The organism is Exiguobacterium sp. s21 (assembly GCF_018617975.1).
Classification (GTDB): Bacteria; Bacillota; Bacilli; order Exiguobacteriales; family Exiguobacteriaceae; genus Exiguobacterium; species Exiguobacterium mexicanum_A.
Map to the genome: position 1 here is coordinate 53786 of NZ_JACSLF010000011.1, position 20371 is coordinate 74156.

Sequence of the window (20371 nt, forward strand, 5' to 3'; positions counted from 1 at the left end):
GTGAACGTTCGTTCACAAAAACAGAGGATGGCCCGGTTCGGACCACCCTCTGTTTGCCACATTACTCCGTGAACGGCTTATCTCGATGGCGACGTTTCGCCAAAATCAAGTAGTAAGCTGGAACGAGCACGAGCGTCAATACGGTCGAGAAGAGAATTCCTGACACGATTCCGATAGCAAGCGGTCGGAACAGTGGGTCTTCTCCAAGCGCGACCGGCAAGAGTGCCACGACAGCGGTCAACGCCGTCAACAGAATCGGACGAATCCGGGCGCGTCCCGCCTCATAGACGGCGGTCGTGACGGCCATGCCGTCGCGAATTCCTTGCTCGATGAACTCGAACAAGACGACTGCGTTCCGAACGACGATCCCGGCTAGTGAGACGATCCCCATCGAGGCCATGAAACTAAATGGTGTCTGGGTGACGAACAGTCCGACCACAGCACCCGCAATCGCCAAGTAAATCGTGAACAAGACGAGGAGCGGAAGTGACAGTGAATTGAACTGGAACGCGATGATCAAGAAGATCAAGAACAAGACGACGACGAACAACGTAGCAAGTTCAAGGAAGAACTCGTTTTGTGTGTCGCTCGCGCCGGATTGGTCGAACGCGATTCCTTCATCGGTCAATGACGCCTCGGCGTCAGCAAGCACGCGGTCGACGTCTTGTTTGAACGCCTCTTCGTCCATGCCTTCGCTCGCATAAATTTGGAGCGTCACAATCCGTTCCCCGTTCTCACGCGGAATCTGTTGAATCTGTTCTGTCGTCGTCTCAGTGACGAACGTACTGAGCGGTGCGACCGGAGGACCCGTCTCCGTCTGAACCGGGACGAGGATGTCGTCTAAGGCGAGCGCCTCACGGTTCGCTTCCGCATCGACGACGATTTTCACATCGCGTTGTTCGACTCCATCATCAAACGTGCCGATCGGGATGCCGTCCGTGACGAGGCGAATCTGGTCACTGATTGATTTCGCGGTCACACCAGCGGCCGCCATCGCGTCACGATCAAGTTCATACGTGAGCGTCTGGAACGGCTCTTTAATGTTGTCGAGCACGAGTGCACCGTCGATGGCTTCAAGGTCCGCTTTCACGGTATCCCGGGCCGTGACGAGTTGCTCAATCGTTTCACCGCGCATCGTGAACTCGACTGGTGCCGAAGTCGGCGGCCCTTGTTGCTGCGTATCCAAGAAGATTTCAGCATCCGGGTTGTTTTCCCGGATTTGTGTCGTATATTCGTCGATCAATTGAATCGCGTCAATCGTCTCATTGTCGACACGAACGACGATTTGACCCGTGTTTTCACCGGTCTGATCGAGCCCTCCCGTGAAGAGGCTCGGTAGGCCGCCACCCGCAAAGACAGATGTCTCGACGACACCATCAATACTTTGGAACTCTTCCTCGATCGCTCGAAGTCTCTGTTCTGTCTCCTCAAGGTCGGTTTGGACCGGCAAGGTGACACTCGTCACGACTTCTGGCCGGTTCGCAGCCGGGAAGAATTCGAACGGCGTCAACAAGATCAAACCGTACAATGCGGTCGTGATGACGAAACCGACGAGACCGAACGTCCATGGACGCTTCGCGACTTTGGGTAATAACGTATCTGCATAGAAATTACTGAGCCGGTTCAGTGGCCCACCTAACCAACCCGGCTCGCGTTTCGATACTTTCACTTGCTTCCGATTCAACCAGTACTGGGCGATCGGCACGAGCGTCAAACTGATGAGCATCGAAGCGAGCACCGACAAGGCCAAAACGGTCGGCAAGGCACGGATAAAGTTCCCGTTCGCTCCCGAGAGGAGTGTCAATGGCAAGAAGGCGAAGACGACGGCGAGCGTCGATGTGACGATCGAGCCCCACACTTCTTTCGTCCCGCGTACGGCACCGCCCATCGCCGTGTCACCTTTTCGGTAACGGCGGAGGATATTGTCATTGACGACGATGGCGTCATCGACGAGGATCCCGAGCGCAATGATAGCCCCGATGATTGAGATTTGGTTCAAGTCGACTCCGGTGAAACGAAGTGGAATCAACGCGAGCAAGAACGACAATGGAATCGCTAAGCTGACAATCAGCGAGCCTGAGAACGTGAGCCCGATCGTCGTGACGACGATGACCGCAATCATGGCAATGATGAATTCACGAGTGAGGGATGAGAAAATATCATCGACCGCTTTGGCCTGCTCGTAATATGGAACAAGTTCGACACCATTCACGTCCCCGACTTCATCCGCAACGACTTCGTCGACGCGTTCTTGAAGAGTCGGGATATCTTGACCCGATTCAATCGTGACCGTCAAGGAAACGGCAGGTTGTCCGTCGAGTGAAACGAGGTCCGTGACCGCTTTCTCCGTCTCTTCGACCGTGCCGACGTCTTCAAGGAGGACAGGCGTCCCATCCACTGAGCCGACGACGACTCGGCCCATGTCATTGACGTTCGTCAAACTATCGATCGCCAATTGGTAAATCCCATCTTCAGTCGACTGGCGACCGAGCGGGGTCGTCTTATATTCTTCATTGATCGCCGTCAAGACGTCCGGAAAAGCAAGTTGACGCTCCCCGAGTTCCGCCGAGTCGAGCGAGACGACGAATTCCGTTTCCGGTAGTCCTTTGATCGTCACACCGGTAACCCCATCTGTCCGCAACAGACGTTCCTCCAACCGCTCGATATCTTCACGCACTGTCTGGAGTGTTTGGCGATCATCTGCCGTCAACAAGTAAGAAGCGACCGGCAACTGCCCGATCGAGTCATTGACGGTCGGGGCCAGCGCATTTTCTGGCAAGCGAGGCGCAGCGTCTGAGATCGCTTGGCGTACATTCGACTGCAGCTCACTTCGATCGAAGCCGTCTTCATACTCGACGGTGATATTCGAGAACTCGGATGCGGATAATGATGACACATTCTCGATACCATCGAGTCCTCTCAATTCAGTCTCCAAAATATTCGTAACGTTCCGTTCGACCGTCTCTGCGGTCGCGCCCGGATATGGCGTTTGAATCAAGATGATATTGACACTCGTCTCTGGAATTTCACGTTTCGGAAGTTGGAAGAACGTGAGCACTCCGACGACGACTGCGACGAGCAAAAACACGATGACCAGTTTTCCTCGCTCAATCATTTTTTGAAAAAACATGTTGACCCCTCACTTTCAGATAATGTGCAAATACACATATGAACTATTCTTCTTTATCATAGAGGGGTTCACCATTCATTTCAATCTTTAAACACAGTTGAATGTGCTTCAGTGAAAGCGTTTTTGAAACGAATACGATAACTCGATGGACCGTTGCTTTTGCTTATAGACGGTATGATTCGAGACCGGGACCTCGACCGATTCACCCGAATGAAAGATAATCCGACTTCCTTTACCACTCTTCTTAGCATCGAGGACTTGAGAAAAATTGATCCAGGCACAGTCCGGACTTTCTTTTGCAATCGTCGGGAAAAAGATCGCATCTGCATGCCAATCCATGATGACAGGTGTCTTCCGGTGCGGGCCGAGTACGTTACGAGCCGCCTCGATCCGTCCTTGAATGCTTGAACCGTAATACAGACAGGCCGATTCGAGTAAATACAGGGGCGATCCCTTCATTCGCGATACACCGTGGGATTGATAGACGAGCGTCTCCGCCTCCCCATACTCATTGAAAACTGGAATCAAAGCTCTTGTTTCATTCGTCAACTGAGTCATCTGATTTGCCTCCATCATGGATATAGTGACTTACATGTCATTCATACCAAGAAATGAAGACTTAAACAAATCTCGCTCATATATTTCCCACTAAAAAAACCAACCGATTATCGGCTGGTTTTTTAATTTCAGTGATCTAATTTCTTATTCTGTAACAATTTCGATTGGGGAAATTGAAAATGTACACGTACTCCGTCTTTTGTATTTCCCAAGGCGACCGTCCCCTCATGAAGTGTCACGATTCGTTGAACGATGAACAGGCCAAGACCGAACTTCCCTTGTTTCCCTCGCGAAAACTGATGAAACAAGTCGAGGTTCGCGTCGACCGGGGGACCGTCATTCTCAATGGTGATGTCGACACCCGCCTCGGAGCGTGTCAGTTCGATTCGAATCGTCGACTCGGCATAGCGCAAGGCATTATCGAGCACGTTCTCGAAGGCGACACGGATTTGTTCTCCGTCCCCGAGCATCTCGCCGGCATGTCCTGTCACCGACCAGTCCAAGTTGCCGCGCAATTTGAATCGGCTGACGAGCAGTTCCATCAACTTATCGAGATTGATCGGTTCAAGCCGCATCTCTTGGCCTTTGAAGTATTCGAGCTTCGTGACATATAACAAATCGACGACTTTCTTCTCGAGTCGGGACGCCTCTTCGTCGATGACTTCGGCCGACCCTTTCAAATCCCCGGTCGGATAAATCCCGTCCCCGATGGATTGGGCGTAGCCGCGGATGACCATGATCGGTGTCTTCAAGTCGTGCGAGATGTTTTGGAGCAGCGCCTGTTGGGCCGCGTCTTGCTCTTGCAACTCTTGCCGCATCGCGTCAATCGAGCGGGCCAACTGCCCGAGCTCATCTTGACGAGCGAGCGGGAGCACCGTCTCCCATTGTCGGTTCGAGATTTTCTCGACCGCCCGCTCCATCTCGACGATCGGTTTCGTCAACTCTCGCGACATCCATAAAGCCGGGATTAACGACAACAGGCTGATGACGCCGATTAAAATCGAGATGCGCCAGTAGAGCGTCGAGACAAGTTCACGCCGGTAAGCGTCCCAGGCGTAGGAAGCTTGGTAGATCAGAGCCCCATCATACTCGTTCTGCCGGATGATATAGTAGACGTCCTCTCCATCAATCGTCGTCTGGTATTTGGCGACCTCGCTCGTCTGTGTGAGCGCCTCTTGATACATCCGGTTCGTCAATTCAAGCGGGGCCGAACCATAAATGATGCGTCCATTCGGCAAAAAGATGAGCTGGTTGACCGATCGGGATTCTTGTTGGCGACGGTCATACTCAATCGGATTTTGCGGAATGTTTTCTAGCTCATTCGTATTCCCCAGGTAATAATCCACATCTTGCAACGTCTCGTACACTTGTTCATCGATAAACTGCGTGATCGAGGAACGAATCGTCAACAAAATCATCAAGGCGAGCGTCACGATGATCAGAAGGATCAATACCCAAATCTTCCACATGAGCCGTTTCGGCTGGAGACGATCGAGCTTCATGGCTTAACGAGTCGGTAACCGACGCCATAGAGCGTTTCGAGCTCAAGGCGATGCAGTTTCTTCCGGAGACGGCGTACCAAGTCATCGACGACGCGGTCCGAGCCGAAATAGTCATGGCCCCATACCCCTTCTAAAATCTGTTCGCGTGATAAGGCCGACCCCGGATGTTCGAGGAAGAGCAGCAACAAGTCGAACTCTTTTGATGTCAAATCGATTTCATCTTGTTCATGCTTGATGAGACGTTTCTCAGGATAAATCGTATATTCTCCATATTCGATATGCTCATTCGATTTCGAACCGTAGACACGGTCGATCAATTTTTTGACGCGGATGACCAGTTCCCGTGGCAAGAACGGTTTCGCGATGTAATCGTCCGACCCCATCTCGAGTCCGATAATTTTATCGATATCCTCATCTCGCGCCGAAATGAAAATCGTCGGCGTGAACGCGTTTTTCGCTTTGATTTGTTTCAGTAATTGGAACCCATCGAGGTCCGGGAGCATGATATCGAGCACCCATAAGTCTGGTTCGTCTTTAATTGCGGCCTGGGCCGAGGTCCCGTCGGTGAACGAACGGACCTGATACCCTTCTTGCTCTAAATACGTGACGAGCATCTTATTTAAATTGATTTCATCATCGACTAAATAGATTGTGTACATTCCAGTCACCTCTGCAACGTTTTTTGTTTATCATATCAAACAATTGTGGATGAATGATGGGAATGCAGCCGTTTCCTCCGCGCTCAATGTGTTCACGACACGCAAACAAGCTCACAAAAAAAGAAGGGTTCCCCCTTCCTTACCGCGTCGGCCGAGTGCGCATCTGTTGTGCGAGGAATACCGTGCCGCCACTAAGGAGGGCCAGTACACCGCTGATCATCATGAGTTCCATCATGTTCCACCTTCCTACTGATAGCGATTCTCATTATCACCTATAATATAGCATACTTTTCTTAGCATGAACATGACAAAAAAAACTCCCGCCATGCTAGGCGGGAGCTCTCGATTATGCGTTGACGTCGTAACCCTGTTCTTCGATGGCTTCAATCATCGTTTTCACTGAAATTTTATCGTTGTGGATGACATCGACCCGATGGTCCTGTAACGAGACGATCGCTGACTCGACGCCTTCAAGTTCTGTCAAGGCGCCTTCGACCGCCGCCTTGCAGTGATTACATGTCATACCTTCTACTTTTAATGTCGTTTCATTCATTTGGATGTTCCTCCTTGTGTTTTCAATCGTAACGCGTTCAAGACGACCGAGACCGAACTGAACGCCATGGCCGCCCCGGCAATCCATGGAGCGAGCAACCCGGCCGCTGCGACCGGGATACCGAGACTGTTATAGGCAAGCGCCCAGAACAAATTTTGACGAATGTTACGCATCGTCAACGCACTCATCTCGATGGCACGGTTCACCCCATCGATATCTTGCCCCATCACGGTGACATCGGCCGCCTCAAGGGCGATATCCGTCCCGCTTCCGAAGGCGATGCCGACGTCAGCGACAGCAAGCGCCGGCGCGTCATTCATCCCGTCCCCGACCATGGCCACACGGCCCTGGCGTTTCAGCGCCTCGACATGATCCGCCTTCTCGACGGGCAATACCTCGGCGATGACATTCGTTTCCGGAATCCCGAGTTGACGGGCGACGTCGAATGCGACTTCTTTCCGATCACCGGTCAAGACGTAGACTTGTCTCGTCTTGGCAAGTTGTTGGACGACGGCACGGCTTTGGTCTTTCAACCGATCTTGCAGACCGAACGCCGCAACGACCCCAGACTCGTCGGCCACATAGACCGGCGTCATCGCCTGCATGTCCCACTCCGGTAATGCAAATCCGGCTTCTTGCATCATACGGACCGAGCCGATAAGAAGAGGTTTCCCATCTACGACCGCTTTCAATCCTCGACCGGCCAACTCTTCAACGCGTTCGACCTGACCGTCCCCTTCGCCCCGACCGATTGCCTCGGCGAGCGGGTGCGTCGACTGACGTTCGGCCATGACGGCTTGTTTCAAGAACGACGTCTCTCCGAACGTCGCCACGACTTCCGGCGTACCTTTCGTGAGCGTCCCCGTCTTATCGAAGACGACGATATCGACACCATTCAACGATTCGAGCTGACCGCCACCTTTGAACAAGACACCACGTTCGGCGGCACGGCCCGTCCCGACCATGATCGATGTCGGTGTCGCGAGACCGAGCGCACACGGACAAGCGATAACGAGAACGGCAATCGAGGCCCGGATCGCCATGTCCAAATCATTGAAGCCAAGCGTCCATACGGCGAACGTCAAGGCACTGATGGCGACGACGATTGGAACGAACACACCGGAAATCCGGTCCGCTTGCCGTTGAATCGGGGCTTTGTCCGTCTGCGCCTGTTCAACAACACGAACAATTTGCGCGAGCATCGTCTCGCTGCCAACACGTTCGGCGACCATCAAGACCCGGTGCGAGCGGTTAATCGTTCCGCCGACAACATCGGCGCCGACACTTTTCTCAGATGGGATTGATTCCCCGGTCAACATCGACTCATCGATGACCGTCTCACCTTCGACGATTTTTCCATCGACCGGCACTTTTTCGCCAGGGCGGACGACGATGACGTCACCGGCTTTGACCAAGTCGATCGCGACTGGCCGTTCCACACCGTCAACAAGTAAAATCGCTTCTTTCGCCTGTAACGATAAAAGTGACTTGAGCGCGTCCGTCGTTTTTTCTTTCGCTCGGGCCTCTAACCATTTCCCGAGCAATACGAGCGTTATCAAAACGGCACTCGTCTCAAAATAGAGCGACGGATGCATCGGATGCACGAGCATCTCGAAGACGGAATAAAAGTAAGCCGCCGATGTCCCTGTCGCCACGAGCACATCCATGTTGGCCGCGCCGCTCTTCAGACTCTTATACGCCCCTTTATAAAACTGGGCCCCGATCCAGAACTGAACCGGTGTGGCGAGCGCGAATTGCCACCACGGATTCATGAGCCAATCGGCATGGAACGTCACACCCGGGATGTGCGTAATCATGACGAGCAGAAGCGGTGCTGACAATAGCGCCGAGATGAGCACTTTTCGTTCGAGCGGGCGGAGGTCGTGTTTCGGGGTCAATTCCGCTTTCCGTTCTGCGCCGTAGCCGATCTTCTCGATTCGGGCAATCAACTCTTCTTCAGTGATACCTTCCTCGACGCGAATCGTCGCCGTTTCAAGCGGCAAGTTAACGGTCGCTTCGACGCCGTCCATTTTATTCAACACTTTTTCGATTCGGGCCGAACATGCGGCGCATGTCATCCCTTGAATCGACAGTTCGACGGTTTTCATCGGTCCACCTCCTTACTTTTTGATGCGGCTGACGATTGTCATCAATTCGTCAATGTATGGGTCCATGTCTTCCGTTTCGCTGGCATGGACTAGACATTTGCGCATGTGGCGTTCGAGCAGTTGCATCTCGACTTGTTTGAGCGCAGCTTGAATGGCTGACGTCTGAGTCAAAATATCGACACAATAACGGTCGCTCTCGACCATCTTTTGAATCCCTCGTACTTGTCCTTCAATCCGGCGCAGCCGTTTGCTGAGCGCTTCACGCTCCGCGTCTTCGCGCGGAACGATCGGTTCGTCATGCATGAATTCTTCCATGGTTATCACCTCACCTTCAGTATACCCCTACCCCGTAATGGTGTCAAATCATTTAATCAAAAAAAGAGCGACTGATTTGTCGCTCTTCCCCCTAATCAATTGCGTTGGAACGCCTCGCTCTTCAAGACGGTCCGTAAAATTTTCCCGGTCGTGTTCCGAGGCAGTTCATCAATGATTTCAATCTGTGTCGGCTGTTTATACTTCGCCAGTTTCGTCGCCGCGAACGCTCGGATCTCGTCTAGCGTCACCTGCTCGTCACGAGTGACGATGAACGCTTTGACCGCTTCCCCTTGTTCTGCGTCTGGCACCCCGATGACGGCCGCCTCGACGATCCCCGGATGCTGATACAACACTTCTTCGACTTCGCGCGGATAGACGTTATAGCCACCGACGATGACCATATCCTTCTTCCGATCGACGATATAAAAGTAACCGTCCTTGTCTCGTTTCGCCAAGTCGCCTGTATAGAGCCACCCGTCGCGAAGTGTCATCGATGTCTCTTCTGGGAGTTTGTAATACCCTTTCATCACGTTCGGCCCACGGACGATCAGTTCACCGACCTCGTCGATCCCGACCTCTTCCCCGAGCTCGTCGACGACTTTGTTCTCGACGTGGACGATCGACGGACCAATCGAACCTGCCTTCCGCTCCCCATGGAGCGGGTTGAAACAGGTGACCGGTGACGCTTCCGAGAGGCCATACCCTTCAAGGATCTTACACTCGAACTTTTGCTCGAACGATTCGAGCAACTGTACCGGCAGACTCGCCCCACCGGAAACGAAGACGCGGACGTGCTTGAGTGCCGAGGCGTAGGCCGGGACTTTCATCGCCGTCTGTAACAAGAAGTTGTACATCGTCGGCACCCCGGCGAAAATGCTGACGCGGTGTCTCGGGATGAGGTCGAACACGTCTTGCGGCGAGAATTTCGGCAAGATGACAATCGTCGCCCCGCGAAGGAGTGGGGCATTGACGATGACGGTCAGACAGAAGACGTGGAACATCGGCAGCGCCGCGAGCGCTTTATCTTCCGGCGTGATCTCCAAATATTCGCCGATCGAATGGGCGTTCGAGAACAAGTTGAGATGCGTCAACAACGCTCCCTTCGGTTTCCCGGTCGTCCCACTCGTATAGAGGATGACGGCGACGTCTTCCTCATCGACCGTGACGAGTTCCCCTTTCGTCGTCGCGAACGCCTCCTCGAACGGCAAGAACTCGATGTCCCCGTCCCGTTTCAACGCCGGTACGTCCGCGTACGGGACCGAGATGACGAGGCGGAGTTGCGGTAACTTCGTGAGCGCGGCTTCTGCTTGCGCGACGAGCGGTGACAAGGCGACGATTGCCTTCACATCCCCATCGACTAAAATATAGGCCATCTCATCTGGCGTGTATGTAGGGTTGATCGGAATGACGACCCCACCTCGTGCGAGCACCGCAAAATAGGAAATCAAGAATGCCGGGCTATTGCCGAGGACGAGTGCGACGTGGTCGCCTTGTCCAATCCCTTTTTGCTCAAGTGTCGCCGCCATCGCCTCGACCTGGCCGAAAAACTGTCCGTAGCTGACCGTGTCTTCCCCAAACACGTAGGCCGCCTTATTCGGATGCGCGGCCACAACGCCCTGTAGTGCCGTGACTAAGTTTGCCATGGTAATCCCCCTTTGAAAATGAATGACTATTCACTTTTGAGCCGTAAAAAAGAGCACGGCATCCGCGCTCTTTTTCAGTTATCTTCATTGTACATGAAACGGCTCAATAAGAAAACGCTTTCAAGTCCATCGTCTTCAAATGATACAAACCGGTCCTGCTCTGTACGTGGACGAGCGCCTGCAGTGTCTCGTCATCCATGAGCAAATCGTCCATCAATTTGTGGAGCGCCGACTTCTTCGCTTCGGTTGTTGCCGTGATGAAAAAGATCGCCTCGGCCCGAATGGTTTCAGCAGCAATCGTCTGCATCGCAAACGGGTGATTAAGATGTAACAACGTGATTCCATCTTGTTTCGAAACGTGGAGCGGTACATCGACGACAGCGACCGGTACGGCGACATCTGTCACGCCAGACGGGATCGTCCGCTCTTGTTCGATGACGACGCGCGCGAATGACTCATCGACAATCCCTCTTCCTTCTAACTCAAGACCGATCGCGCGGACAGCGAGGTTAAACGTCGGTTGCTCCGTCACCCACATCCAATTCGCGTCCATCCACTCTGTGATAAATCGGTACATATTGTTTCCTCCTATTGGTTGAACCCAATTTACGAAAGCGCTTGCATTGATTATGATACGCCTCGTCGAAACGACGCGCAACGGTCCACACAAGATGTCACGAAAACGCCAAAAAGAAGGGACCCTGTTCAGAGCCCCTTCTTCCCTCAAACCCGCTTCAGCTAATGAGATCGACGAGTTCTTCGAGCTCGACGTTGCCAAAGTAATGTTTGACGTCAAGCTGTGACAATTGTTCCCGAATCGCGCCGCGTTCGAATCGCGTCCCGACGAGTACTTGTTCGACATCATGAATATCACCGACGCCAAAGAAGTCTCCGTAGATTTTTGCTTCCGTGATCGTCCCTTTGTTGACGTTCAAGCGGACATCAATCGTGCCGATCGGGAAACGACGTTTCGACTCGACATCAAACGTTGGCGATTTCCCAAAGTTCCAATCCCAGTTCGCGTAGCGTTCTTTCGAGATGTCCTGAACGATCTCCCAGTCTTCATCGCGAAGCACGTAACGCTCGGGCTCTTGTCCGTCATAGATTGAGTGAAGGAGTGCCTCGACGAAGTGCTCCATCGCCATCTCTTCTTCTAAAAACTCGGTGATGTTGGCGACACGGCTCCGGACCGACTTGATTCCTTTCGAGCGCATCTTCTCTTCTGAGACGTTGAGCGAGTTGACGACTTCCTCGATGTTTGAGTTGAACATGAGCGTCCCGTGGCTGAACATGCGGCCGCGCGTCGTGAACTGGGCGTTACCGCTGATTTTGCGTTCGCCGACTTGGATATCGTTACGTCCCGTCAACTCCGCCTCGACGCCGAGCTGTTTCAAGGCATCCACGATCGGTTGCGTGAACTTCTTATAGTTATTGAACGAGTTGCCGTCATCTTTTGTGATGAAGCTGAAGTTCAAGTTCCCTTCGTCGTGATAGACGGCCCCGCCGCCCGAGAGGCGACGGACGACGTCGATCCCGTTCTCTTCGATATACTTCAAGTTGACTTCTTCTGACGTGTTTTGGTTCTTACCGATGATGATTGACGGGCCGTTAATATAGAACAAGAAATAATCCTCATGCTCGACGTTCAAATGCTTGAGGATGTACTCCTCGACCGCCAAGTTGAGTTTTGGGTCCCGGATGTCCGGGTTGAAAATAAATTTCACAGTAAGTTCCTCCTAAGGATGTTCGTTAGTTGTATTATACGAGACGTCGGCCCGGCGCTACAACTTGTTTACTTCCATTCTCCTGTCATGACGCGTTTCAATGCGTTCGCGACGCCATATTCGTCATGACGCTCTGTGACGTGGTGGCTGATAGCAATCAAATCTTCATGACTATTTTCCATCGCGATGGCTTTGCCGGCGACTTTAAACATTGGGACGTCATTCAAGTTGTCCCCGATGACGACGACTTCTGACAAATCGACACCGAAATGTTCGGCTAGTTTTTTCACGCCGTGACCTTTATCGGCCCCGTTCGCCATGACTTCGATGTTATCTTTGCCTGAAGACGTGACGTATACCCCTTCTACGCGCTCATCGATTTCTGCCCATAGAGATGACATCTTCTCAAAGTGGCTCGAGAAAGCGATGAATTTATAGACGCGTCCGGCCTCATTCTTGATGAAGTCCTCGATGTCTTCGACGAGACGAACGTCCTCGTTAACGTAATATCGTTTGCGGAAAAACTCATACATCTCGAGCGACCGATTGTCTCCGTTCTGTTTCAAGTTCTCCATCGTCGCATCGATCAAGTCGAGTCGACTCGCGACGAGTCCCGCCTCTGAGTACATCTCATAGAAGACGTCCGAGTATTTATGGTCTTGATGCAACACCGATACGACCTCGAGCGCTTCTTCCATCGTCAAATCGATTTCATGTAGCACGTCGCCGGTTTCCGTCAACACTCGTCCGCCGTTTGAAGAGACAATCGGGCACGTGAGGCCGACCTCATCGAGGATTTCTTTCGCATTGAAGTAATTGCGTCCCGTCGCAATCGCAAAGCGAATCCCTTGCGCTTCTGCCGCACGGACGATTTCTGCCGTCTCGGGTGCGATTTTCGTGTGGTTGTGCAGGATCGTGCCGTCCATATCAGATACGAACAATTTATACGTTGTCATCAACATCCACTCCTCTTTTTCTGTTTCGCTTATAACTATAACAAAAAGAGAGGCCATCGGAATAATCCGACACCTCCCTTCATAAATCTTTAATCTTCTTCCGAGAGCGCCTTGATCTGTTCATGGACGCTCTTGATGCAATCCGGCATGCCGATACCGTCATAGGCAATGCCCGCGAGCAGGATGCCTGGATAGACGCGACCCATCTCGGCGCGCAGCGCGCGGACCCGGTCGGAATGGAAAACGGCGTAGGGCGGCAACCCGTCCCGGAGCCGGCTGACAATCGTCTCGATCGGCGCCGCTTTGATTGTCATCAAGCCACCGAGGTCATGTAACGCCGTCGCGACAATTTCCTCGTCGGACGCATCGACGATTTCATCGGCGCCCGGACGACCGAGAAAGACGCGCAGGACGTGATACCCTTCCGGCACGGCGTGCGGCCATTTTTGGTCGATGAACGTGCACGCGGTGATTGTCACATCCGCCTCTTGGCTCGTGACGAAACCTGTCCCGACGAACGGTAACTCGATATCGTCTTGTTTGAACACGAGCGAACACGTCGCCGTCGCGTGCGGTTTCATTTCGGCTAAGAAATCGCTCTCGACTTTTGGTAAGAACTGACGGATGAGCCGGGGCGGGACCGTCAAGATGAGGTAATCGGACTCGATATCGCCCCGGTTCGTCAGCAGGCGATAGCCGTCCTCAATCTCCTCGACTTGTTCGACCGAACAGTTCAAGATGATCTCGGTGCGCTCTAACCGCTCGGCAAGACGATCGGTGAGCGACTTCAACCCCCGTTTGAGTGAAGCGAACTGTCCGACTTTCTTGGCGCCGACTTCCGCGACTCGCTGTTCGGGGCGCAAGTGACGCATCCCTTCATACAAGTTCCCGTATTTCTTCTCACCCTCGATGAACTGAGGAAACGTCGACAATGCGCTCATCTGATCGATGTCTCCCGCGTAAATCCCAGAAAGAAGCGGTTCGATTAACCGGTCGACGATCGGGTCCCCGACCCGCTCCCGCAAGTACAGACCGAGCGAGACGTCCGTTTCCGGTGTTTCGACGTCCGGTGGCGATAAGAGCATCTTCCGAAGCGTGGCGTGTTCTTCCTCGGACAAGAGTGTCGTATCCTTGAACGCATCGACGTCGAGCGGAATGCCCATGACCGTCTGCTTCGGAATCGGATGTAATCCGTCATGATGGAGCACGTACGCTTGGCCGACGCCGTTCCGGACGATCTCATCGCCGAGCCCGACCTCATGAATCAAGTCGGTCATCGCCGTTTTCCGGAACACATACGAATCCGGCCCTCGTTCGACCGCAAATTCCCCGGTCTCGAACGTATCGATTTTTCCACCTAAGCGCCCGCTCGCTTCGACGAGCTTGATGGTGACGTCTTCCGGCAAATAACGCTCGGCATAAAAAGCGGCGGTGAGACCTGTGATCCCACCACCGACAATCGTTACATTACGCATGACGTACAATCACGCTTTCCATTCGATCGGCGATGGCTTCAATGAAGCTATGCTCCGCGTTTGGCATGTTTGGACGTGCATAGTGGACGCCTAGGCGGTCACAAACGACTTTACATTCCACGTCGTTATCGAAGAGCACCTCGAGATGATCCGCGACGAATCCGACCGGCGTATAGACGAACGCCTCATAACCATGCTTTTCATAAAGTTCAGCCGTCAAATCTTGGACGTCCGGTCCGATCCATGGGTCAGGCGTGTTGCCCTCTGACTGCCAACCGACCTCATAGTTCGGTACGCCCGCCGCTTGGGCGATTTTGTCAGCCGTTTCTTTCAATTGATCCGGATACGGGTCGCCGCCTGCCAAAATCTTCTCTGGCAGACTGTGCGCCGAGACGATCAAGCAAGCCTTCTCGGCCGGTACTGGCAAGTTCGCGAATGTCGCTTTGATCGCTTCTGCCCACCAGTTGATGAATTTCGGCTCATCGTACCACGATTCGACCGAACGGATCTCGATGCCGTATTTCGCGGCTTCTTCATGCGCCCGCCCGTTGTAAGACTTGACGCTATATGACGAGTAGTGCGGCGCCAATACGACCGAAACCGCTTCTTTGATGCCGTCGTTCGCCATTTGCGCGACCGCATCTTCTACGAACGGTTCGATGTGCTTGAGCCCGATGTAGAGCTTGAAGTCGATCTCACCGGCGTGACGCTCGTTCAAGATGTCACGGAGCGTCTCCGCTTGGTCGATGGTGATTTTCGCGAGCGGTGACACGCCACCGATGGCCTCATAGCGCTCCGTCAAGTCTTGGAGTGCTTCCGGTGATGGTTTACGGCCATAGCGGATGTGTGTGTAGTAACGCTCGATATCTTCAGGTTTGTATGGTGTCCCATAAGCCATTACGAGTAATCCGACGGTTTTCATAATGATTTGCCTCCCATTTTTTCACGTGAGTAGTCATGGATAAATGCTGTCAATTTGACGAGAACGGACGGATCGACTTCCGGGAACACCCCATGTCCCAAGTTGAAGACGTATCCAGGTTGTTTCATCCCCTCGTCGAGGATTTCTTTCACTTTCGCTTCGATGACCGGCCACGGGGCCAACAAGAATGACGGGTCAAGGTTACCTTGGACCGCTTTCGTGATGCCGCGGTCGCGCGCCTCTTGAATCGATAGGCGCCAGTCGAGTCCGACGACGTCGAGCGGCTGGTCTTGCCACTCTTCGACGAGATGGCTCGCTCCGACACCGTGCATGATGAGCGGGATGTCGAGCTTGCGCAACTCGGTGAAGATTCGTTCTGTCGTCGGTTTGATATAACGGACATAATCCTTACGGCTGAGCGTCCCAACCCATGAGTCGAACAATTGGAACGCCTGGATCCCGGCTTCTGCTTGTGCCGTCGCATATGTGATGACCATGTCGCCCAGTTTCTCCATGAGCGCGTTCCACACGTCCGGCTCGGCGTACATGAGTGCTTTCGTTCGGTGGTAGCTCTTCGAAGGACCACCTTCAATCATGTAGCTCGCGAGCGTGAACGGTGCGCCTGAGAATCCGATGAGCGGGACTTCCAAACGTTCCCGAAGCAAACGGATCGTCTCGAACACGTACGAGATGTCGTCCGTGTTGAGCGGTTTTAAGCGTTCCACGTCTTCCATCGTCCGGTACGGGTTATCAATGACCGGACCGATGCCGCTCTTGATTTCCACATCCACGCCCATCGACGGGAGTGGCGTCATAATATCTTTATACAGAATGGCCGCGTCGACCCCTAGTTGTTTTACCGGGAGCTCTGTCACGTAGGCACACAATTCGGCATCATGCGTGATTTCGAATAGTGTCCTCGTTTTTTTGATCTCACGATATTCTGGTTGGTAGCGTCCGGCTTGGCGCATGTACCAGACGGGCACATAGTCTGTCGCCTCTCCTTTAAACGCCTTCAAAATAGTATCGTTCATACGTCGCGTCATTCCCCTCTATAATTCTCCTACACTCTCTTCTATAGGTATGTGAACTCAAAAACATTATACAGAAATTAATTAGAATAATGCTAATGTGAAGCATTTTCATTGTGTTTTCTTTGTGTCATTTCTTTGGCGGATACGTGCGGAATGCCGAATTGAGCTGACCACGAATCAAATCGTCACGCTGTTTCGTCGACAAACGCTTCTCGCGCTCTTTGATGTCTTGAATTCTCCAGCCATCCTCAAGTTTCGACGCTACATCGACCAATCGCTCGACGTCATGGAAGGAATATTTACGTGATCCACCTTTTGTCCGATCCGGAAAGACGAGCCCTTTCGCTTCATAATAACGGACTTGTCGCTCCGAAAGTCCTGTCAGATCAGTGATGACGCCCATCCCGATTACTTTCTTCGACTTATAGTCCATCCCTCGTCCTCCTCCTTCATAAAAAAACTATGTCAGATAATCTGACAAATTGCAATCCAAGTCGAATTTTTCGTCTTACACTGAAAACAACTTTTGAATCATCAATCGCAAAAAGGAGGAATCGCAACATGGAAGACATTTTATATTATATGGACACGCTGTTCGTACTCATCGCTGCACTGCTCGTCTTAACGATGCAACTTGGTTTTGGCTTGCTCGAGACGGGGACGCTCCGGGCTAAAAACGCCGGGCACGTCGCAGTCAAACAAATCATCAGCCTCTCTGTGGCGGCACTCGCCTTTTGGGCTGTCGGCTTCGGCCTCTCCTTCGGGGACGGGACCCGCTGGTTCGGGACGGAAGGATTCTTCATGAACGGATCGTTCACGAGCCTTGATTGGGCCAACGTCTCGATCGACATCAAATTCTTGTTCCAGTTGTCGTTCGTCGCTGTCGCACTCGCCATCGCCTGGGGCGGTTTCGCAGAGCGGGCCAAACTTTCCGCGTACGTCTTGTTCGGTATCTTCTTCGTCGCCATCCTCTATCCGATCGTCGCCCGCTCCGTATGGGCCGGTGGACTCCTCGGATCGATGGGGATGCAAGACTTCGCCGGTTCGGCCGTCGTCCACCTTCAAGGCGGAATGGCCGCCCTCATGGCCACGATCATCTTGAAACCACGTCGTAAAACCGAATCACTCGCCGGTCACAACCACGTCTTGACGGTCGTCGGTGGACTCGTGCTCTGGCTCTGCTGGTTCGGATTCAATGCCGGGTCGACGATGTCGGTCGCAGACGGCTTCTTCGGTTACGTCGCTCTTACGACGATGCTCGCCACGGCTGCCGGTGCCCTCGGCGCCCTCGCCATCGTCATGATGCATAAGAAGACAGCGGACATCCCGACGATCGTCAACGGTGTGCTCGGGGCGCTCGTCGCGATCACTGCTGCCTGTGCCTTCGTCGAACCATGGGCCGCCGTCGTCATCGGTGCCGTCGCTTCGATCTCCACATACGGCACGAGCATCCTCATGGCAAAATATGTCGATGACCCGCTCTGTGCTTTCTCGGTACACGGGGTCGCCGGAATCATCGGGACGCTCGCGCTCGGATTCTTCGCCTCGCCTCGTTTGGTCGAAATCACGGGCATCGGTTCGGCCGGCCTCTTCTACGGCGGCGGCTTGGGTCAACTCGGTGTTCAAGCACTCGGGGTCTTGATCGCAATGGTCATCGCTGGTGGCGGTAGCTACGTGTTCTTGAAATTGCTCGACGTCACGATCGGTCTTCGTGTCACGGAAGAACAAGAAGATATGGGCCTCGACATCGCCGAGCACGGTGTATCCGCATACGGTGAAGTCGAGACAGAACCTGAAACTCCGGCACGCCTCCCGAAAATTCTCGGGTCGAGTGTATCGGTCATGTCACCGAAGAAATAACGACAACAGTCAGGGACACCCAAAGCGGGTGTCCCTGTTTCATGTCAGTCGGCTCAAATAGTACCGGACGACCATATATGCGAGCGCGAGACCGACGAGCGCGTCCCACGTCGCCCCGAACATGAGCGAAGCCGCGCCAAGGGCGAGCATTTGCGCGAACAACAGCCGTGTCGCCCACCATTTATAGGCGACGAGCCGCTCGGCACGAGTGATCGGCAACCACGACGCCATCGACACCGTGTCGAGTCGTTTAAACAACGGGACGAGTTGCAAGGCAGTCAACCCGACGAAAAGCGGGACGACCAACCCAACGTACCACCCGCCCGAGAGCCACATGACGACGAGCGCGACGGCGGAAAGACGCAACACGAGATCGAGCGAATCGTTCGAGCGCATGACCCGGAGGCCATAGACGTACCGGGCCGCATCGGCCCGTTTCAAGACCGAGCGCTCGAGCAGGCTGACGATGAGCGATCGTTCCCGCACATCTTCCCGCATCACCGGGACATCGACGAACCAACTGACGACCCGGTTGAACTGGGATTTGCTCTTCTCTTCAAGCAAGAGCCAATCGAACAGCGGGATGCGTCGATTTCGTCGCACGTGGAGCAAGATGAATGGGATGAGCGCCGGCACCGGTGTCAACATCGGCACACCAAACAGCATGAGAAAACCGCTCGCGAGCGCGCTCGGCAAGACGACATATTTGACCCCATCCAACTTGGCGAGCCGCCCCGCCACCGAAATCAGGACACTCGTCGCAATGATGGCCCCGACTTCGACCGAGGTGAGCGCTTGCGTCCGGACGAAGAGCGGCAACACGACGAGCATGATGAGAACGGCACGGACGGCAGCGAAGACGACGTTGAATAGTCGAACGCCGTTCATGAACGCTTGCATCTCACCGAGTCGTGGCAATAAAAATACTTGGTCCGCTTCTTGAATCAATGTGCGGGGGCGATGCCCGAGCGGCAGAAGCAACCAGAGGAGCGCCACAATCCACTCACTCGGGAATGCCGGGTCCAAGTCCATCAAGAACTGGTTGTAAACGAACGCTCCGTAAATGAGCGTGAAATAAAGTGTGAACAACAAACCGCCGTTCGCCACGTACCGGCTGTATTTCACGACGTCCTCCACCCAGACGCCAAATCGTTGTTTGAACACGTTCATTGCTTCCGCTCCTCGGCATCAATCGCCTCAACATAAATGTCATCGAGCGTGGCGTCCGGACGAAGACCATATGTCTCGCGCAACTGCGCCGCCGTCCCGGTCGCGATGACCGACCCCTGGTGCAAGAAAACGAAGCGGTCGCAGTGACGTTCCGCCGTCTCCAAGATGTGGGTCGACATCAAGATGGCGCAATCTTCCTTATACTCATCAAACAATCGCAGCAGTTGGCGAATCGCAAGCGGGTCGAGCCCGACGAACGGTTCATCGACGATGAGGAGCGGCGTCTTTGTCACGAGTGCACAGAGGATCATCGCTTTTTGACGCATTCCTTTTGAAAAAACGGACGGAAACCAGTCCAACTGCTTCTCCATCCGCATATCTCGGGCCAGTCTTTCGGTCCGGATTTTCAGGTCGGCCGCATCGATGTCATACGCTTTCCCGATTAGCGTCAAATGTTCACGCAACGTCAATGTGTCGTATAAAATAGGGGTCTCGGGTATATAACTTATTTTTTTACGATAGTTATTTTCCGAAGAAGCGAGTGTCTCACTATCGACTTCGACCGATCCCGAAATCGGATCAAGCAATCCTAAAATATGTTTGATCGTCGTCGATTTCCCGGCGCCGTTTAGCCCTATGAGCCCCACGAGCTCACCTTTTTTCACTTCAAACGAAACATCGTGTAACACTTGTTTACCTATATAACCGCCGTTCAACTGGTCGACGTGCAACATGAAAACTCCACCCCTCATTTTCAACTTT

Annotated in this window: 18 protein-coding genes; 1 reads left to right on the forward strand and 17 read right to left on the reverse strand. The window is 53.4% G+C overall.

The annotated features are described in order from the left end of the window. Window positions 1-61: 61 nt before the first annotated feature. The 15 genes from KNP06_RS12090 to KNP06_RS12160 form a co-directional block, all read right to left on the reverse strand. Window positions 62-3130 (reverse strand): efflux RND transporter permease subunit, encoded by a 3069-nt coding sequence (locus KNP06_RS12090; protein WP_214789226.1) that lies wholly within the window; start codon window positions 3128-3130, stop codon window positions 62-64. Window positions 3131-3238: 108 nt separating this feature from the next. Beyond that, the gene (locus tag KNP06_RS12095; protein WP_251129746.1) at window positions 3239-3688 is read right to left on the reverse strand and encodes a competence protein ComK; all 450 of its coding nucleotides are present in this window, start codon (window positions 3686-3688) and stop codon (window positions 3239-3241) included. Window positions 3689-3816: 128 nt separating this feature from the next. Beyond that, complete coding sequence (locus tag KNP06_RS12100) at window positions 3817-5190, reverse strand: sensor histidine kinase (protein ID WP_214712533.1); 1374 nt, start codon at window positions 5188-5190, stop codon at window positions 3817-3819. Further along, the gene (locus KNP06_RS12105; protein WP_034776554.1) at window positions 5187-5849 is read right to left on the reverse strand and encodes a response regulator transcription factor; all 663 of its coding nucleotides are present in this window, start codon (window positions 5847-5849) and stop codon (window positions 5187-5189) included. The genes KNP06_RS12100 and KNP06_RS12105 overlap by 4 nt, the downstream gene beginning before the upstream one ends. A 346-nt stretch (window positions 5850-6195) precedes the next feature. After that, window positions 6196-6402: a copper chaperone CopZ gene (gene copZ / locus KNP06_RS12110; protein ID WP_029595964.1), complete on the reverse strand. Its 207-nt coding sequence runs from the start codon at window positions 6400-6402 to the stop codon at window positions 6196-6198. After that, window positions 6399-8510, reverse strand: coding sequence for a heavy metal translocating P-type ATPase (locus KNP06_RS12115; protein ID WP_034776553.1), 2112 nt, complete (start codon window positions 8508-8510; stop codon window positions 6399-6401). The genes copZ and KNP06_RS12115 overlap by 4 nt, the downstream gene beginning before the upstream one ends. Before the next feature lie 12 nt (window positions 8511-8522). Beyond that, entirely contained in the window at window positions 8523-8825 is a 303-nt protein-coding gene (locus tag KNP06_RS12120; protein WP_034776552.1) for a metal-sensitive transcriptional regulator, read from the reverse strand. A gap of 95 nt (window positions 8826-8920) precedes the next feature. After that, the gene (locus KNP06_RS12125) at window positions 8921-10468 is read right to left on the reverse strand and encodes a fatty acid--CoA ligase family protein (protein ID WP_214712536.1); all 1548 of its coding nucleotides are present in this window, start codon (window positions 10466-10468) and stop codon (window positions 8921-8923) included. A gap of 103 nt (window positions 10469-10571) precedes the next feature. Then, entirely contained in the window at window positions 10572-11045 is a 474-nt protein-coding gene (locus KNP06_RS12130; RefSeq protein WP_214712538.1) for a PTS sugar transporter subunit IIA, read from the reverse strand. Between the two features lie 157 nt (window positions 11046-11202). Further along, window positions 11203-12192 carry a lipoate--protein ligase gene (gene lplA / locus KNP06_RS12135; protein ID WP_214712542.1) on the reverse strand — a complete coding sequence of 330 codons (990 nt, stop codon included), beginning with the start codon at window positions 12190-12192 and terminating at the stop codon, window positions 11203-11205. A gap of 68 nt (window positions 12193-12260) precedes the next feature. Then, window positions 12261-13148 (reverse strand): Cof-type HAD-IIB family hydrolase, encoded by an 888-nt coding sequence (locus KNP06_RS12140; RefSeq protein WP_251129747.1) that lies wholly within the window; start codon window positions 13146-13148, stop codon window positions 12261-12263. Window positions 13149-13237: 89 nt separating this feature from the next. Further along, window positions 13238-14623, reverse strand: a complete 1386-nt coding sequence (gene hemG, locus KNP06_RS12145; RefSeq protein ID WP_214712547.1) for a protoporphyrinogen oxidase — start codon at window positions 14621-14623, stop codon at window positions 13238-13240. Next, window positions 14616-15545, reverse strand: coding sequence for a ferrochelatase (gene hemH / locus KNP06_RS12150; RefSeq protein ID WP_214712549.1), 930 nt, complete (start codon window positions 15543-15545; stop codon window positions 14616-14618). The genes hemG and hemH overlap by 8 nt, the downstream gene beginning before the upstream one ends. Continuing rightward, entirely contained in the window at window positions 15542-16591 is a 1050-nt protein-coding gene (gene hemE, locus KNP06_RS12155) for a uroporphyrinogen decarboxylase (protein ID WP_214709926.1), read from the reverse strand. The genes hemH and hemE overlap by 4 nt, the downstream gene beginning before the upstream one ends. A gap of 115 nt (window positions 16592-16706) precedes the next feature. After that, window positions 16707-17012 carry a MerR family transcriptional regulator gene (locus KNP06_RS12160; protein ID WP_214712552.1) on the reverse strand — a complete coding sequence of 102 codons (306 nt, stop codon included), beginning with the start codon at window positions 17010-17012 and terminating at the stop codon, window positions 16707-16709. Window positions 17013-17140: 128 nt separating this feature from the next. Here KNP06_RS12160 and KNP06_RS12165 point away from each other — a divergent pair, with 128 nt between their 5' ends. Beyond that, the gene (locus KNP06_RS12165) at window positions 17141-18439 is read left to right on the forward strand and encodes an ammonium transporter (RefSeq protein ID WP_214712554.1); all 1299 of its coding nucleotides are present in this window, start codon (window positions 17141-17143) and stop codon (window positions 18437-18439) included. A gap of 39 nt (window positions 18440-18478) precedes the next feature. Here KNP06_RS12165 and KNP06_RS12170 read toward each other — a convergent pair whose 3' ends face one another. Together KNP06_RS12170 and KNP06_RS12175 are read right to left on the reverse strand one after the other, a co-directional pair. Continuing rightward, window positions 18479-19609 carry an ABC transporter permease gene (locus tag KNP06_RS12170; RefSeq protein ID WP_214712557.1) on the reverse strand — a complete coding sequence of 377 codons (1131 nt, stop codon included), beginning with the start codon at window positions 19607-19609 and terminating at the stop codon, window positions 18479-18481. Then, the gene (locus tag KNP06_RS12175) at window positions 19606-20343 is read right to left on the reverse strand and encodes an ABC transporter ATP-binding protein (protein ID WP_214712558.1); all 738 of its coding nucleotides are present in this window, start codon (window positions 20341-20343) and stop codon (window positions 19606-19608) included. The genes KNP06_RS12170 and KNP06_RS12175 overlap by 4 nt, the downstream gene beginning before the upstream one ends. Between the last annotated feature and the right edge of the window lie 28 nt (window positions 20344-20371).